Below are 15,580 nucleotides of genomic sequence, written 5' to 3' on the forward strand. Positions count from 1 at the left end.
TTGCCCTACCGGAGCGCCGCGCGCACGGCGGCCGCGAACGCGTCGCCGCGGTCGGCGTAACCCGCGAATTGGTCGAACGATGCGCCCGCCGGTGCCAGCAGGACGGTGTCGCCGGCCTGCGCCACGATCCGCGCCGCGGCCACCGCCGCGTTCATCACCGCCGCGCCCAGACTGTCACCGGTTTGTTTCACTTCTGTCACATCTGCCCCAGAGACCACAGCAGTCGCATCCATACCAGCATCCTCGCCTGTCACAACGTGAAGGACGGGGACATCCGGCGCGTGTCGCGATAACGCCTCTGCAACCTCTTGCCGATCCCGGCCGATGAGCACCGCCCCGACCAGCCGCGACGCCATCCTGGCGACCTCGGCATCGACCGAGGCGCCCTTGAGCAGGCCGCCGGCGATCCAGACGACGCGGGGGTAGGCCAGCACGGACGCCTCGGCGGCGTGGGGGTTGGTGGCCTTGGAGTCGTCGACATAGGTGATGCCGTCGGCGACGGCCACGACCTCGGCCCGGTGCCGGCCCACCCGGAAGGCGGCGATGGCCGCCGCGATTGCCTCGGCCGGCACGTCGACGCAGCGCGCCAGCGCCGCCGCGGCCAGCGCGTCGAGCACCCCGACGGGGCCCGGCACCGGGATGGAGTCGGCCCGCAGCAGGGCCAGGTCGTCGGCGAACGCGCGGTCGACCAGGTGGCCGTCGCGCACGCCGAGCTCCCCTGCCGCCGGTTCGCCCAGCCGGAAGCCGACCCGCACCGGCGCCCGCGCGGTGTCCAGCAGCGCCGCCGCCCGCGCGTCGTCCAAGCCCACCACCGCCACCCGGCCATCCAGCACCCGCGCCTTCGCCGCGGCGTAGGCGGCCAGGCTGCCGTGCCAGTCCAGGTGGTCTTCGGCGATGTTGAGCACCGCACCGGCCTCCGGTTGCAGCGAAGGCGCCCAATGCAATTGGAAGCTGGACAGCTCGACGGCCAGCAGCTCGGCGGGTTCGTCGGTGTCGTCCCCTAAGACGTCGAGCACCGGGTCGCCGATGTTGCCGCACAGCAGGCTACGCCGGCCGCCGGCGGTGAGCATGGCGTGCAGCATCGACGTGGTGGTCGTCTTGCCGTTCGTCCCGGTCACCACCAGCCAGCGCCGCGGTGGCCCGTAGTGGCCCGCGGCGTCGAGCCGCCACGCCAGCTCCACGTCGCCCCAGATCGGCACCCCGGCCGCTTGGGCGGCGACCAGCAGCGGCGTCGTCGGCGCGAAGCCGGGGCTGGTGACCACCAGCGCGTACCGGGAGATCTCGTCGATGGCCGTCGCGGTGGGCGCCGTCGCCACCCCCGCGCCGGCGTAGCCGCGCAGCCGGGCCGGGTCGTCGTCGCACAGCGTCGGCGCCGCGCCGAATCTCCGCAGCGCCGCCAGCACCGCCTTGCCCGTCACCCCGCCGCCGGCCACCAGCACCGGCGCGCCGGGCGCCAGGGGTTCAAGACCGCTCATCAGGCACCTATCGCGCCCAGCCACTCACCGTAGAAAAGGGCCACGCCCAGCCCGCAGGCGATCGCGGTGAGCAGCCAGAAGCGGATGATGACCGTGGTCTCGGCCCAGCCGGCCAGTTCGAAATGGTGGTGAAAGGGCGCCATCCGGAACACCCGGCGCCCGGTGGTGCGAAAAGTCAAGATCTGCAACACAACCGAGCTGACCTCGGCGACGAACAACGACCCCAGCACGACGGCGAGGATCTCGGTGCGGCTGGTGACCGACAGTCCCGCGATGATGCCGCCCAGGGCCAACGATCCGGTGTCGCCCATGAAGATCTTGGCGGGTGCGGCGTTCCACCACAGAAAGCCGATGCAGGCGCCCGCGGTGGCGGCCGCGACCAGCGCCAGGTCCAGCGGGTCGCGCACGTTGTAGCAGCCCAGCCCCGGCGCGGTGACGCAGGCGTTGCGGTACTGCCAGAAGGTGATCAGCACGTAGGCGGCGGTGACCATCGCCATGCTCCCGGCGGCCAGCCCGTCCAGGCCGTCGGTGAAGTTGACCGCGTTGGACCAGGCGCTGACGACGATGACACAGAACAACACGAACAGGCCCGGGGCCAGCGTGTAGGTGGCGATCTCGCGCACGTAGGACAGGTCCGCGCTGGCCGGTGTCAGGCCGTTGCTGTTGTGGAACCGCAGCGCCAGCACGCCGAAGATCACCGCGGCGCCGACCTGCCCGATCGTCTTGGCCGTCTTGTTCAAGCCGAGGTTGCGCGACCTGCGGATCTTGATGATGTCGTCGAGGAATCCGACGCCGCCGAGCACGGTCGCCAGGCCCAGCACCAACAGACCCGAGACGGTGACGCCCTCCCCGTCGAAGGCCATCCCGGCCAGGTGCGTGCCCAGGTAGCCCGCCCAGATCCCGGCCAAAATGGCCACGCCGCCCATCGACGGCGTGCCCCGTTTGGCGTGGTGGGTCGGCGGGCCGTCCTCGCGGGTGTGGTGGCCGAAGCCCTGGCGGGTGAACAGCCGGATCAGCGCCGGGGTCAGCAGGATCGACACGGTCAGCGCGACGGCGACGGCGATCAGAATCTGCCTCATGCGCTCGTCCCGCCGTCGGCCGCCAGGGCGTCGGCCAGCGCACCGAGTCCTGCCGAGTTGGAGGCCTTGACCAGCACGACGTCGCCGGGCCGCACCTCGGCCCGCAGCAGCGCCAGCGCGGCGTCGGCGTCGGCGACGTTGACCGCCCCCTTGTCGCCTGACTCCTCAGAGCCCCAGGAACCCTCCATGACCGCTCCGTGGTGCATGGCGCTCATCGACCTCCCACTTCCCACGACAACGAGTCGAGACACATCTAAGCGCACGGCGAGCCGGCCGATGCGATCGTGCTCGGCGATGGCGTCCTCACCCAGCTCGGCCATCTCGCCGAGCACCGCCCAGCTGCGCCTCGGTTGAACGCCCCCGTCGTCCCCGCCGCGGGCGATCCAGGCCAGCGCCTGCAACCCGGCCCGCATCGAATCGGGGTTGGCGTTGTAGGCATCGTCGATCACGGTAACCCCGTCGGCACGGGTGGTGACCTGCATGCGGTGCCGCGACACCGGACCCGTTGCGGCGAGCGCGGCGGCCACCTGCTCCAGCCCGGCGCCGCATTCCAGCGCGACCGCGGCCGCGCTCAGCGCGTTGCCCACCTGGTGATCGCCGTAGACGCCGAGTCGCACCGGCACCTGCGTCACGCCGGATGGCTCCCGTCGGTGCAGCGTGAACCGCGGCCTGGCCAGCTCGTCGAGCGACACCGGCCCGGCCCACAGGTCGCCGGGGCCGGCGTTGGTGCGCTCGGCGCGCCCGACCCGGACCACCCGGGCCGCGGTCACGTCCGCCATGGCCGCGACGGCCGGATCGTCGGCGTTCAGGATCACCACACCGGAAGCTGGAACAGATTGCGGCAGTTCGGATTTCGTCTGGGCGATGGCCTCGCGTGAACCGAATTCGCCCAGGTGCGCGGTGCCGACGTTGAGCACCACCCCGATGGACGGTGTGGCGATGTCGGCGAGCGCGGCGATGTTGCCGGGATGCCGGGCCGACATCTCGAGCACCAGGAAGTCGGTGTCGGCGGTCGCGCGCAGCACCGTCCACGGATGCCCCAGCTCGTTGTTGAACGACCCGGGCGGGGCCACCACCTCGCCCAGCGGCGCCAGCACCGCGGCCACCAGGTCCTTGGTCGACGTCTTCCCCGACGATCCGGTGATGCCGACGATGGTCAGCCCGCCGGCCACCAGTTCGGCGGCCACCGCCTTGGCCAGCTTGGCCAGCGCGGCCAGCACCGCGGCCCCCGAGCCGTCCGGGTCGTGCTCGAGCACCCCGGCGCGCGACCCCGAAGCCCCGCCGGCGTCACGACGATGGCGGGAACCCCGACCGGCCGCGCGGCCAGCACCGCGACCGCGCCGGCCGCCACGGCCGACGCCGCGTGGTCGTGCCCGTCCGAACGCGCGCCCGGCAGGGCCAGGAACAGCCCACCGGGACCGACGGCGCGCGAGTCGAATTCGACGGTTCCGGTGACGTGCCGGCGCGCGGCGTCCTGCGGCGAGATGTCGGACAACGTGCCGCCGACGATGTCGGCGATCTGGGCGAGGGTCAGGTCGATCACGCGCGATCCTCCAGCGCCCGCGCCAACTCGACGCGGTCGTCGAAGGGGCGGACCACGTCGCCGGTACGCTGCCCGGTTTCGTGGCCCTTGCCGGCGATCAGCACCACGTCACCGGCACCCGCCCAGGCGACGGCGTGCCGGATCGCGTCGCGCCGGTCGGCGATCTCGACAACCTCTGCTGCGCAACCGCTTTCGGTCGCACCGGCCAGGATTTCGCGGCGAATCGACGCGGGGTCCTCGCCGCGCGGGTTGTCGTCGGTGACGACGACCAGGTCGGCCAGCTCGGCGGCCGTCGCGCCCATCGGCCGTCGTTTGCCCGGATCGCGCTCGCCGCCCGCGCCGAACACCACCGCGACGCGGCGACCCGGACGCGCCAGCGTGGTGAGCACCGCGCGCAGCGCGCCCGGCTTGTGGGCGTAGTCGACCAGCGCCAGGAAGTCCTGCCCCGCGTCGATCTGTTCCATGCGTCCCGGCACGCGGGTCTGCCGCAGTCCCGGCGCCGCACGTTCGGGTGACACCCCCACCGCGTCCAGAAGGGCAAGCGCGACAAGGCAATTGGCGACGTTGTAGTGCCCAGGTAGCGGGATCCCGACGTGGTGCTGGGCGCCGGCGGGGTCGATCACGGTGAACTGTTGTCCCCCGGCGCCCATCGGGGCCACGTCGACGGCGCGCCAATGCGCGGGCCGGCCTTCGGCGCTGACGGTGATCGCGTCGCCGGCCCGAGCCGCCATGGCCCGCCCGGCCTCGTCGTCGATGCACACGACGGCGCGGCGCGCCCGCAGCGGCGAATTCGGCTCGAACAGCAGGGCTTTGGTGTCGAAGTAGTCTTCCATGGTCGGGTGAAAGTCGAGGTGATCGCGGGAAAGGTTGGTGAACCCGCCGACCGCGAAGCCGGTTCCGTCGACTCTGCCCAGCGCCAGCGCGTGGCTGGAGACCTCCATGACGACGGTGTCCACGCCCTGTTCGGCCATCGCCGCCAGCATCGCCTGCAGCGCGGGGGCCTCCGGGGTGGTGAGCGCGCTCGGGATGTCGACGCCGTCGATGCGAATGCCGATGGTGCCGATCAGCCCGGCCGTGCGGCCGGCGGCGCGCAGACCGGACTCGACCATATAGGTGGTGGTGGTCTTGCCGGAGGTGCCGGTAATGCCGATGACGGCCACCCGCTCCGACGGGCGCCCGTACACCGTGGCGGCCAGGCCGCCGAGCACGCCGCGTGGGTCGGGGTGTACCAGTGTCGGCACGGTCGGGGCGCCGGCCGCGGCCATCTCGGCGACCCCGGCGGGGTCGGTGAGCACGGCGGCCGCGCCCCGTTCGATCGCGTCGGCGGCGTAGCGGGCGCCGTGGGTGGTCAGGCCGGGCAGCGCGGCGAACAGGTCACCGGGCCGCACGTCCTGCGCGCGCAGCGTCACGCCGGTGATGGTCACGTCGGGCACCGCGGCGTCCTGACCTGGGGCGCCAGCCGGCTGCGCGCCGACCTGGCCGGCGAGCGCGGCCAGCCGCGCGCCCGTGGCGGCGCTGGGGCGCAACCCAGTGGGCACCGGCACAGTCACACCTCCCTCGGACGCCGCGTGATCCTCATGATCGGCCATGACACCCTACCTAGCCGCAACGGGCCGGGAGCCGATCCGCGCGCCGACGGGGCCGCTGGGTCGCTTGGCGGCTAGGTCGCTGCGCCCGGCTGCGCCGCGCTGGCGATCGCCGCTAGGTCGCCTGGTGGCTAGGTCGCCTGCAGCGTCAGCGGCGGACCGGGGTCCGGCGACAGCGGCACGTTCTCGCGCTGCATGAGCCAGCCGGCGATGTTGTGGAACAGCGGGGCCGCCGAGTGACCGGGCGTGCCGTCGGCGTTGCGTTCCGGGTTGTCCATCATGATGCCGATGACATACCGGGGGTTGTCGACGGTGGCCATCCCGGCGAACGTGATCCAGTAGACGTTGTCGAAGTAACAGCCGCAGGCGGGGTTGATCTGCTGCGCGGTGCCGGTCTTGCCGGCCATCTGGTAGCCCGTCACCGCGCCGGCGGAGCCGGTGCCCTGCTGGTAACCCATCGGGTCCTTCTGCACGACGGCGCGCAGCATGTTGCGCACGGTCTGCGCCGTCTGCGGCGAGACCACCCGCACGCCGTCCGGGCGCGGCTCCTCGGTGCGCGTGCCGTCGGGGGCGATGGTGGCCTTGATGATCCGCGGCGGTATCCGCAGCCCGTCGTTGGCGATGGCCTGGTACATGCCGGTCATCTGCAGCAGCGTCATCGAAAGGCCTTGGCCGATGGGCAGGTTCGAGAAGGTGCTGCCCGACCACTGGTCGATGGGCGGCACCAGTCCCGCGCTCTCGCCGGGCAGCCCCACGTTGGTGCGTTGCCCCAGTCCGAACTTGCGGACCATGTCGTAGAAGCGCTCCGGGCCGACGCGCTGGGCGAGCATCAAAGTGCCGACGTTGGAGGACTTTCCGAACACGCCGGTGGTGGTGTAGGGCATCACGCCGTGGTCCCAGGCGTCGTGGATGGACACCCCGCCCATCTGGATCGTGCCGGGGACCTGCAACACCTCATCGGGATTGGACAGGCCGTACTCGATGACGGACGACGCGGTGATCACCTTGTTCACCGAGCCGGGCTCGAACGGGGAGGACACCGCCAGGTTGCCCAGCTGCTTGTCGCCCTGCCGCCCGATGTCCTGGGAGGGGTCGAAGGTGTTGTCATTGGCCATGGCCAGCACTTCACCGGTCTTCGCGTCGAGCACGACGGCCGAAACATTGTGCGCGCCAGACACATTCTTGGCCTGCTGAACCTGCTGCTGCACGTAGAACTGGATGTCGTCGTCCAGGGTCAGCTGGACCATCGAGCCGTTGACCGCCCGATGCCGGTTGCGGTAACTGCCGGGGATGACCACGCCGTCGGATCCGCGGTCATAGGTGACCGAACCGTCGGTGCCCGACAGCACCGAGTCCATGGCCTCCTCCAGCCCCAGCAGGCCGTGGCCATCCCAGTCGATGCCGCCGACGATGTTGGCCGCCAGCGATCCGCCCGGATACTGGCGCAGGTCCTGGCGTTCGGAACCGACCTCGGGATACTTGTCCGAGATCGCGCTGGCGACAGCGGGATCGACGGCGCGGGCCAGATAGACGAAGTTGTCGTCGGTCTGCAGCTTCTTCAACACGGTCGCCGAGTCCGGCTTGTTGCCCAGGCGGCTGGAGACCTCCTTGGCGATGTCGCGCAACCGCTGCTGCGGATCGGGGGCGGCCGAGTTCTTGGCCTTCGCTTCCTCCAGCTGCTTGCGGATCCGCTTGGGCTGGAACGTCAGCGCACGCGACTCGATGGTGAAGGCAAGCTGGTCTTTGCGGCGGTCGATGATGCTGCCGCGCACAGCCTTTTCCACATCGGTGACCTTGAGCTGGCCTGCGGCCTGAGCGCGCAGCGACGGGGCGCTGGTCACCTGCAGGACGAACAGCTGGGAGGCGGCCACCAGCATGAGCACCAGGATGACCACGTTGCCGGCCCGGTGCCGGAACACGAACGACCCACCGCGGCTGGTCAATTCGACGAGCTGGCGGGTGCGACGCTCCCGCGCCGAGTGCCCGGCCGTCGCCGCCTCGGATCGCGGTGCCGCTCCGGCGCCCTTGGCCTGCTTGGCCTTCCGGAACCGCTTCGGCTCCCGCACGTCTCGGCCGGCGTCGGCTTGCTGCGGCTTCGGGCGACGTTTGGGTTGCCGTACGCCCTTGCCCGCCAAGTCCTTGCGGGGACCACGTGTCGGCCGTGCCGACTGCGACCGGCGCGCCCGCGGGGATTCTCCGCGGCTCACCTGGGCGCACCTGGCGGCGCGCCGGCCACCGGCCCGGGCAGGCCGTTAGCGGGCGCGGCGGGGGCCGCCGGTTGAGCCGGCGCCGCGGGACGGCCCAGCTGCAGCGGGACCGGGATCTCGGCGGGCAACGGCGCGGGCATCTGACCGGGGGCCGGAATCGGCAGTCCGCCCAACGGAATCGGCACCTCGGCCGGCACCGGCGCGGTCGCGGGCCCGGCCGGCATGGGCAGCCCCGGCGTCGGCAGCGCCGGCAGCACACCGGGTGCGCGCCCGGTGGGGGGCCGGTGGGCGTGGCGGGCAGCGCACCGGTGGCCGGGGCAGCGGGCATGCCGGGCAATGCACCGGTCAACGGTCCGCCTGGCATGCCGGGCAGCGTACCGGGCACCGGCACACCGGGGACGGCAGGCGCGCCGGGCACCGGGGGCAGTGCCGGCGCCAAGTGCTGACCGCCCAAGGTCGACGCGCCGTCGGGAGCGCGCAGCAGCGCCTCGGGCCCGGACCGGGCCGGAGCCGGGCCACCGGGGGCGGGCTCCAACCGCATCGAGACCTCCGGCGGAGCGGCCGGCGGCTTGGGGGCTGCGGCGCCTCGTCGGGGAGCTTGCTGTTCAGCGGGGGCGGCGGAACACCGTCGGCCGGCTTGGGGGTGCCGACCACCACCCAGTTCCCGGATGGGTCCTGGACCAGGTGCGCGGTGTCCCGGCTCGGGATCATGCCCTGCTTGCGGGCCGCCTCCGCCAGCGCCGGGGCGGCCTCGGCCTCGCGCACGTCGCGCTCCAGCGCTTCCTTCTGTTGCTGCAGCAGCCGGGTCCGTTCCCTGGCGTGGCTCAACTTGTAGGAGCGCTCGGCGGAGTCGGTGGACAGCCACAGCGTCAGGCCTAGCCCGAGGCCCAGCGCGCCGATGATCAGCACGACGAACGGCACCTTGCTGGCCAACGTCCGCGGCCGCAGGTCGATCGCCGCCAGCCGAGCGGCCAGCCGCTCGGTCAGGCGAGGTCGGACAACCTTGGGCGCCTTGGCCTTCCGCGCCTTGGCCCGCGCCTTGGCCTGGCTGGTGCTCTTGGGCCTGGCCGGCCGCTCGACCGGCCGGGCGAAGGGGCTGGTCTGCGGGCCTGACTTGGGCGCGCGGGCTTCGCGGGCCGGTGCCGTGGTCCGGCCGCCCCGGGCACGCCGGGCCGAACCGGATTCGGCCGTGGGCCGGCTGCTCCGCCGGGCAGAACCGTCGCGTCCGCCCCGGCGGTCGCTGCCGCCGCGCCGTTTGGACGTCTCGCGCTCTGCTCTCATGCGTCGCCTTTCCCGCTCGCCTGCTGTGATTCCATTCGTTGCAGCGCCCGCAATCGCACTGCGGCACTGCGTGGATTGCGTTCGACCTCGGTGGCGTCGGCGCGTCCGGCGCCGTGCGTGAGGGCCCGGAATCGCGGCTCATGGCCGGGAAGTTCGACCGGCAGGTCCACCGGGGTGCGCGACGCGACCGCCTGGGCGAAGAGCCGCTTGACGATCCGGTCCTCCAGCGATTGGTAGGCCATCACCACGATGCGCCCGCCGACGTCCAGCGCGTCCAGCGCGGCCGGGAGCGCGCGGCGCAGCGTGTCCAGCTCGTCGTTGACCGCGACCCGCAGCGCCTGGAACGTGCGCTTGGCCGGATGCCCGCCGGTGCGCCGGGCCGCGGCCGGAATCGCTTCGTAGAGCAGGGCTACCAGGTCTGAGGTCGAGGTGAACGGCTCGCGGGCGCGACGGCGCACGATGTGCGCGGCGATGCGACGCGCGAACCGCTCCTCGCCGTAGCGGTGCAAGATGTTCGCCAGCTCCGCCTCGTCGTAGGTGTTGACGATGTCGGCCGCGGTCAGCGGCGAGGAGGGGTCCATCCGCATGTCCAGCGGCGCGTCCTGGGCGTAGGCGAAGCCCCGCTCGGTGCGATCGAGCTGCATGGACGACACCCCGAGGTCGAAGAGCATCCCGTCTATCGATTCAGTTGCCGCATAACCGGATTCGTCCAGCGCCGCGGCGATGCCGTCGTAGCGTGTGTGCACCAGCGTGATCCGGTCGGCGAAGCGAGCCAGCCGGGTCCGCGCGATGTCCAGCGCGCTGGGATCGCGGTCCAGTCCGACCAGCCGCAGGCCCGGCAGGTCGGTGAGGAACCGTTCCGCGTGCCCGCCGGCGCCCAGGGTGGCGTCCAACAGGGTCGCCTCCGACCCGTCGGGGCTGTGCCGGGTCAGTGCGGGCGTGAGCAGTTCGACGCAGCGTTCCAGCAGGACGGGGACGTGCCCGTAATCGTCGGAACTCGAATTGTCAGCCACCGCAACGCCTCCACGGATCTGCCGGCACCCGTCGGCCACCCGGGCCGCCACGAGACGGGCCCTCGTGCCGCTTCGGGTCTGCGCCGCCCGGACCGGCCTTACCGGGTGCTCGGGAAGATGGGCAGCCCCTGCATCGAGGTCTCTGACCGAAGTCGCGAACCTGGCGTTGGGGAAGTACGCCAGGGTCGGTTCGGGCAGAGGCCACGTTGCACGGGCATGCGCCTCAGATGATGTCGCCGAGTGCTTCATCGCTGGCCGCGGAGAAGTTCTCTTCGTGGGTCTGTTGGTAGTCCTGCCAGGCCTGCGCGTCCCAGATCTCGAGGTTGTCGATCGCGCCGATGACCACGCAGTCCTTCGTGAGGTTTGCGTAGCGGCGGTGATCGGCGGACAACGTGATCCGGCCCTGCGCGTCCGGGTGCTGCTCGTCGGTGCCGGCGGCGAGGTTGCGGAGGAACGCCCGGGCCTCGGGGTTGCTCCGCGAGGTCTTGCTCGCGCGGCGGGCCAGTTGCTCGAATTCCGCCCGCGGGTAGACGGCGAGGCTGTGGTCCTGGCTCTTGGTGACCATCAACCCCCCTGCCAGCGCGTCGCGGAACTTGGCGGGCAGCGTCAGCCGCCCCTTGTCGTCGAGTTTGGGCGTGTAGGTGCCGAGAAACACCAGCTCACCTCCCCTATGGGGTCACCCAAACACTGCAGCCACCATACCCCACAATCCCCCACTACGCCCCATTCTTTGGGTGTCGTCGTGGCGTTTTCGGGGTTATCCGTCGTCAGGGGGCCGTCAATCGCGCATTCGGGGTGTGTCGCGGTGCTTCCCGGGCATGTTCCGGGAGTACGGGCAAAGGATGTCTACCAGGTAAAATACCCGCTGTGGGGCGTAGTGGGGAACTCTAGTGGGGCGCGGTGGGGCGTAGATGTCGCGACGCGCCTCGGTTCGGGCTCGATTGAGCTGCAAAACGGCATCGACGGTTGATTGTCACGGGCACGCCGGCCGCACCGGGCCCCGGAAAAACAAAACGGGGCAGCCGACGGCTACCCCGTTTTGTTTTGACGCGCTCAGTCGTCGAAGCGGCGGCGGAACCGATCTTCCATGCGACTGGTGAACGAACCCCCGCCCTTGTTGCGGCGCTGCCGCAGCGAGGTGGGCGCCGGGCCGGAAGGATCGGGCCTGCCGGACAACCGGGGGCCGGTGATCGCGAAGATCACGCCGCCAAACATGACGATGAACCCGAACACGCTGAGGATCGGGAAGTTTCCGATCATCGTCGCCTTGAACGCCACTCCGGAGACCAGCATCGCCAGACCGATGACGAACAACGCCACGCCCTGCAGCCGCCGCCGGGCGGTGGGCGCGCGGAACCCTCCCCCACGAACACTTGAGGCGAATTTGGGGTCCTCGGCGTAGAGAGCGCTCTCGATCTGATCGAGCATCCGCTGCTCATGATCGGAGAGTGGCATTCGTCCCTCCTTGCCGGCTGTTTGGCACGTGACTACCGGTAGCACGCGGATGCCCGTTGCGGGGGCAACTAATTGAATGATACGAGGTCAATCTGCCCCATACCACTGGTTCGGCGCCGATTCTATCCCGGCCGCCTCTGCACCCACCGCCAGACCGCAACGACCGTGCGCTACAACCGGCTTCCCAAACCTGACCGTTCCTCGCTCCGGTGCCACGACCGCCCGTCGGCTCGTCCCACACGGGTCCGATAATGGGCGATGACGGCCCGGTCCACAGCGACCACATGATGTCGAGGCGCCGCGCGAGCCGAGATCACCGACGAGGAGGAGACCGCGAGTTGGCGATATTCCTCATCGATCTGCTTCCGCACGACATGGAGCGGCGCCTGGGCGACGCCCTGGCGGTATACGTCGATGCGATGCGCTACCCGCGGGGTACCGAGAACCAGCGCGCCGCGATGTGGCTGGAACACATCCGGCGGCGCGGCTGGCAGGGCGCCGGCGTTGTCGAGACGCAGGGAGCCGAAGACGCAGGCGCACAACCGCCCTCGGCGGAGGACCTGGCCAGCGCCCCGCTGCTCGGGGTGGCCTACGGCTACCCCGGCGCGCCCGGGCAGTGGTGGCAGCAGCAGGTGGTGCTGGGCATGCAGCGCGGCGGCGCGCCGCCCCAGGAGATTTCCCGGCTGATGGACAGCTACTTCGAGCTGACCGAGCTGCACATCCATCCCCGCGCCCAGGGCCGCGGCCTCGGCGAGGCGCTGGCCCGGCGGCTGCTCGCCGGTCGCGCCGAGCGGAACGTGCTGCTCTCGACGCCGGAAACCAACGGCGAGCCCAACCGCGCCTGGCGGTTGTACCGGCGCCTGGGCTTCACCGACGTCATCCGCGGCTACCACTTCGCCGGCGACCCGCGGGCCTTTGCGATCTTGGGCCGCAAGCTCCCGCTGTAACCGCCGAACTCGCCGCACGCCACTTATTTAAGTGGCACATCGGATCTGGCACGATGACCTGGTGCGAGCCAGCTCTGTTCCGCCCCGCAGCCGAGGATCCCGAGCGTCTCGAGCTCGCCGGCGCCGCCTGACGGCCATCGCGATGCTGCTGCTGGTGGTGCCGTTGGCCACCGGATGCCTGCGGGTCCGGGCATCGCTCACCATCTCCCCCGACGACCTGGTGTCCGGCGAGATCGTCGCCGCCGCCAAACCCAAGACCTCCAAGGACACCGGTCCCCAGCTGGACAGCAACAACCTGCCGTTCAGCCAGAAGGTGGCGGTGTCGAACTACGACAGCGACGGCTACGTCGGCTCGCAGGCGGTGTTCTCCGATCTGACGTTCGCCGAGTTGCCGCAGCTGGCCAACATGAACTCCGACGCCTCCGGGGTGAACCTGACGCTGCGCCGCAACGGCAACCTGGTGATCCTCGAGGGCCGGGCGGATCTGACCTCGCTGACCGACCCCGAGGCCGACGTCGAGCTGACGGTGGCCTTCCCCGGCGTCGTGACCTCCACCAACGGCGACCGGGCCGAACCCGACGTCGTGACGTGGAAGCTCAAGCCGGGCGTGGTGACCACCATGACCGCCCAGGCCCGCTACACCGACCCCAACACCCGGTCCTTCACCGGTGCGGTGGTGTGGCTGTGCATCGCGTCGTTCGCGGCCGCGGGCGTGGTGGGGCTGCTGGCCTGGGTCAGCCGGGACAGGTCACCGCGGCTGACCGCGCCGCGCGACCAACCGCCGCCCGATTAACCGGGGGTCGGCGACCAGTAGGCGAGCATCTCCGCGAAGGTCTGGAAGGCCGGCCCGGAGTTCCCGTAGGTCGCCTCGAGGTGGATGCTCAGCGGGAAGCCGAGCTCCGCGACGCCGTCGATGACGCGTTTGTAGAGGTCGACCATCTGCCGGCGCTTCTGCGCCGGTTCGCCGGCGGCCAGCTCCTTGACGAACTCCTGCTCCGCGGCCACCGCCGGATTGCCCGGGTCCTGGATCAGCCAGTTGATCAGTCCGACCCGGCTCTCCATCTTCGGGACGAAGCCGAACGACAGCAGGATCTCCGGCCGATGATCGGTCTGACGGGCGAACTCGGTCAGGAAGCCCACGATCGCGTCGGAGTACAACAGCTGGGTCATCCCGTAGGTGGCGCCCTGGTCGCACTTGAAGTTGAACCGGCCCTGTTCGCCGTCGCGAGTGGGGATCAGGATGACGCCGCGGTTGCTCAGCAGCTCGCGGTAGATCGACAGGGCGTCGGTGGGCGCGACGCCGGAACCTTCGCCGTCGTTCATGGTGCGCGGCACGCCGACGAACACCACGCCTTCCATCCCGGCCGATGTCAGCTCGGTCAGCCGCGTGCGCAGCGACGGCTCGTCCATGAACGCGGTCACCTGCGTGCACAGGCCCTTGATGCCCGGCAGTTCCGGCCTGACCACCGACCAGAACTCGAGCACGTCCAGCTTCGGCTTCATCTGGATGGGACGGTCGTCGTCCTCGGCGATGATCCCCGGAATCATCACGTGCCGGATCCGGCCGTCCAGGCCGGCCTCGGCCGAATTCCGCACCACTTTCTGCGCCTCTTCGAGTGCCCGCTCGCGCCCCTCGTCGGCGTTCGGCGGCACCAGCTCGAGCGCAATGGTGTTGAGGGTCACGCGGCTTCTCTCCATCTGACGACTGTTGGCCCGGGGCTGGTCGCCGCGCGGTCTGCGCGCGGGTCCAGCGCACCCGCCAGCATAGGGGCGGGTTAGTGAGGCAGGCGAAGCAACTGGGTCCACCCCGCCCGGGTCACGTGCGAAGCGGCTCCGGTGACGCGGCGAATACACTGGTCGGGCCTGGATCACCCAGCCAGCCGAGCAGAAAGGGGCGCCGCGCTGAGCCTAGGAGCTTCAGAAGCAGCGGCAACCGTCGAGTTGACCGGCGCCATCACCGACCAATTGCGTCGGTACATGCATGACCGGCGCACCGAAACCGCGTACATCGGTGACGACTACAGCGGTCTGATCGCCGCGCTGGAAGATTTCGTACTCAACGGGGGCAAGCGGTTACGGCCCGCGTTCGCCTATTGGGGCTGGCGCGCCGTGACCACCGAAGCACCCGATGAGCAAGCGCTGCTGCTGTTTTCAGCACTCGAGCTGCTGCACGCCTGCGCGCTGGTGCACGACGACGTGATCGACGACTCCTCGACCCGCCGGGGCCGGCCGACCACGCACGTCCAGTTCGCGGCGCTGCATCGCGATCGGCACTGGCAGGGCTCGGCGGAGCAGTTCGGCGTTTCGGCCGCCATCCTGCTCGGTGACCTCGCTCTGGCCTGGGCCGACGACATCGTCTTCGGCGTCGAGTTGACGCCGCAGGCTTCCAGGCGGGTGCGCCGGGTGTGGGCCAACATCCGCACCGAGGTGCTCGGCGGGCAGTACCTCGACATCGTCGCCGAGGCCAGCGCGGCCGCCTCGATCGCCTCGGCGATGAACGTCGACACCTTCAAGACCGCCTGCTACACCGTGTCCCGGCCGCTGCAACTCGGGGCGGCCGCCGCGGCCGACCGGCCCGACGTCCACGACGTCTTCAGCCAGTTCGGCACGGACCTGGGGGTGGCGTTTCAGTTGCGCGACGACGTGCTGGGAGTTTTCGGTGATCCCGCGGTCACCGGCAAGCCGTCCGGGGACGACCTGCGATCCGGCAAGCGCACCGTACTGCTGGCCGAGGCGGTGGAGCTGGCGGAGAAGTCGGACCCGGTGGCGGCCAACCTGTTACGCACCTCGATCGGGGCCGCGCTGACCGACGCGCAAGTGGATCGGCTGCGCGACGTCATCGAGTCGGTGGGCGCCCTGGCCGCCGCCGAGCAACGGATCGCCACGCTGACCCAGCGGGCGCTGGCCACGCTGGCGGCCGCGCCCATCAACACCGCGGCCAAAGCGGGACTGTCCGAACTGGCCAAGCTGGCCACGAACCGGTCCGCCTGAACC

11 protein-coding genes and 2 pseudogenes are annotated in these 15,580 nt (G+C 70.9%); 3 read left to right on the forward strand and 10 right to left on the reverse strand.

Translation table 11 applies throughout. The features are described from left to right. Nucleotides 1–5 precede the first annotated feature (5 nt). The 9 genes and pseudogenes from murD to B9D87_RS07835 all read right to left on the reverse strand — a co-directional run bounded on the left by murD (nucleotide 6) and on the right by B9D87_RS07835 (nucleotide 11,639). A complete protein-coding gene (murD, locus tag B9D87_RS07790) occupies nucleotides 6–1,475 on the reverse strand; it encodes a UDP-N-acetylmuramoyl-L-alanine--D-glutamate ligase (protein WP_007770758.1) in 1,470 nt (489 codons plus the stop codon). Further along, entirely contained in the window at nucleotides 1,475–2,554 is a 1,080-nt protein-coding gene (mraY, locus tag B9D87_RS07795; RefSeq protein WP_007770757.1) for a phospho-N-acetylmuramoyl-pentapeptide-transferase, read from the reverse strand. The genes murD and mraY overlap by 1 nt, the downstream gene beginning before the upstream one ends. Further along, a pseudogene (locus B9D87_RS07800) lies at nucleotides 2,551–4,097 on the reverse strand (UDP-N-acetylmuramoyl-tripeptide--D-alanyl-D-alanine ligase). The gene mraY and the pseudogene B9D87_RS07800 overlap by 4 nt, the downstream one beginning before the upstream one ends. After that, nucleotides 4,094–5,686 carry a UDP-N-acetylmuramoyl-L-alanyl-D-glutamate--2,6-diaminopimelate ligase gene (locus B9D87_RS07810; protein ID WP_007770755.1) on the reverse strand — a complete coding sequence of 531 codons (1,593 nt, stop codon included), beginning with the start codon at nucleotides 5,684–5,686 and terminating at the stop codon, nucleotides 4,094–4,096. The pseudogene B9D87_RS07800 and the gene B9D87_RS07810 overlap by 4 nt, the downstream one beginning before the upstream one ends. Before the next feature lie 128 nt (nucleotides 5,687–5,814). Further along, nucleotides 5,815–7,890, reverse strand: a complete 2,076-nt coding sequence (locus B9D87_RS07815; protein WP_040629782.1) for a peptidoglycan D,D-transpeptidase FtsI family protein — start codon at nucleotides 7,888–7,890, stop codon at nucleotides 5,815–5,817. Next, a pseudogene (ftsL, locus tag B9D87_RS07820) lies at nucleotides 7,887–9,171 on the reverse strand (cell division protein FtsL). Before ftsL ends, B9D87_RS07815 begins: the two are co-directional and overlap by 4 nt. Continuing rightward, nucleotides 9,168–10,433 carry a 16S rRNA (cytosine(1402)-N(4))-methyltransferase RsmH gene (gene rsmH, locus B9D87_RS07825; protein WP_101896837.1) on the reverse strand — a complete coding sequence of 422 codons (1,266 nt, stop codon included), beginning with the start codon at nucleotides 10,431–10,433 and terminating at the stop codon, nucleotides 9,168–9,170. The pseudogene ftsL and the gene rsmH overlap by 4 nt, the downstream one beginning before the upstream one ends. Then, complete coding sequence (mraZ, locus tag B9D87_RS07830) at nucleotides 10,408–10,839, reverse strand: division/cell wall cluster transcriptional repressor MraZ (protein ID WP_007770750.1); 432 nt, start codon at nucleotides 10,837–10,839, stop codon at nucleotides 10,408–10,410. Before mraZ ends, rsmH begins: the two co-directional genes overlap by 26 nt. Before the next feature lie 398 nt (nucleotides 10,840–11,237). Continuing rightward, on the reverse strand, nucleotides 11,238–11,639 hold the full coding sequence (locus B9D87_RS07835) for an SCO2097 family morphological protein (RefSeq protein WP_007770749.1): 402 nt from the start codon (nucleotides 11,637–11,639) through the stop codon (nucleotides 11,238–11,240). Between the two features lie 338 nt (nucleotides 11,640–11,977). Here B9D87_RS07835 and B9D87_RS07840 point away from each other — a divergent pair, with 338 nt between their 5' ends. Next, entirely contained in the window at nucleotides 11,978–12,586 is a 609-nt protein-coding gene (locus B9D87_RS07840; RefSeq protein ID WP_007770748.1) for a GNAT family N-acetyltransferase, read from the forward strand. 142 nt (nucleotides 12,587–12,728) lie between these two features. Next, nucleotides 12,729–13,379, forward strand: a complete 651-nt coding sequence (gene lppM / locus B9D87_RS07845) for a lipoprotein LppM (RefSeq protein WP_007770747.1) — start codon at nucleotides 12,729–12,731, stop codon at nucleotides 13,377–13,379. Here lppM and B9D87_RS07850 read toward each other — a convergent pair. Next, the gene (locus tag B9D87_RS07850; protein ID WP_007770746.1) at nucleotides 13,376–14,269 is read right to left on the reverse strand and encodes a mycobacterial-type methylenetetrahydrofolate reductase; all 894 of its coding nucleotides are present in this window, start codon (nucleotides 14,267–14,269) and stop codon (nucleotides 13,376–13,378) included. The genes lppM and B9D87_RS07850 overlap by 4 nt on opposite strands. Before the next feature lie 258 nt (nucleotides 14,270–14,527). On the opposite strand from B9D87_RS07850, the gene idsA2 reads away from it, so the two are divergent. Next, the gene (idsA2, locus tag B9D87_RS07855; protein ID WP_007770745.1) at nucleotides 14,528–15,577 is read left to right on the forward strand and encodes a bifunctional (2E,6E)-farnesyl/geranyl diphosphate synthase; all 1,050 of its coding nucleotides are present in this window, start codon (nucleotides 14,528–14,530) and stop codon (nucleotides 15,575–15,577) included. The last annotated feature ends 3 nt before the right edge of the window (nucleotides 15,578–15,580 follow it).

The sequence above is a fragment of the Mycobacterium colombiense CECT 3035 genome, assembly GCF_002105755.1.
Classification (GTDB): domain Bacteria; phylum Actinomycetota; class Actinomycetes; order Mycobacteriales; family Mycobacteriaceae; genus Mycobacterium; species Mycobacterium colombiense.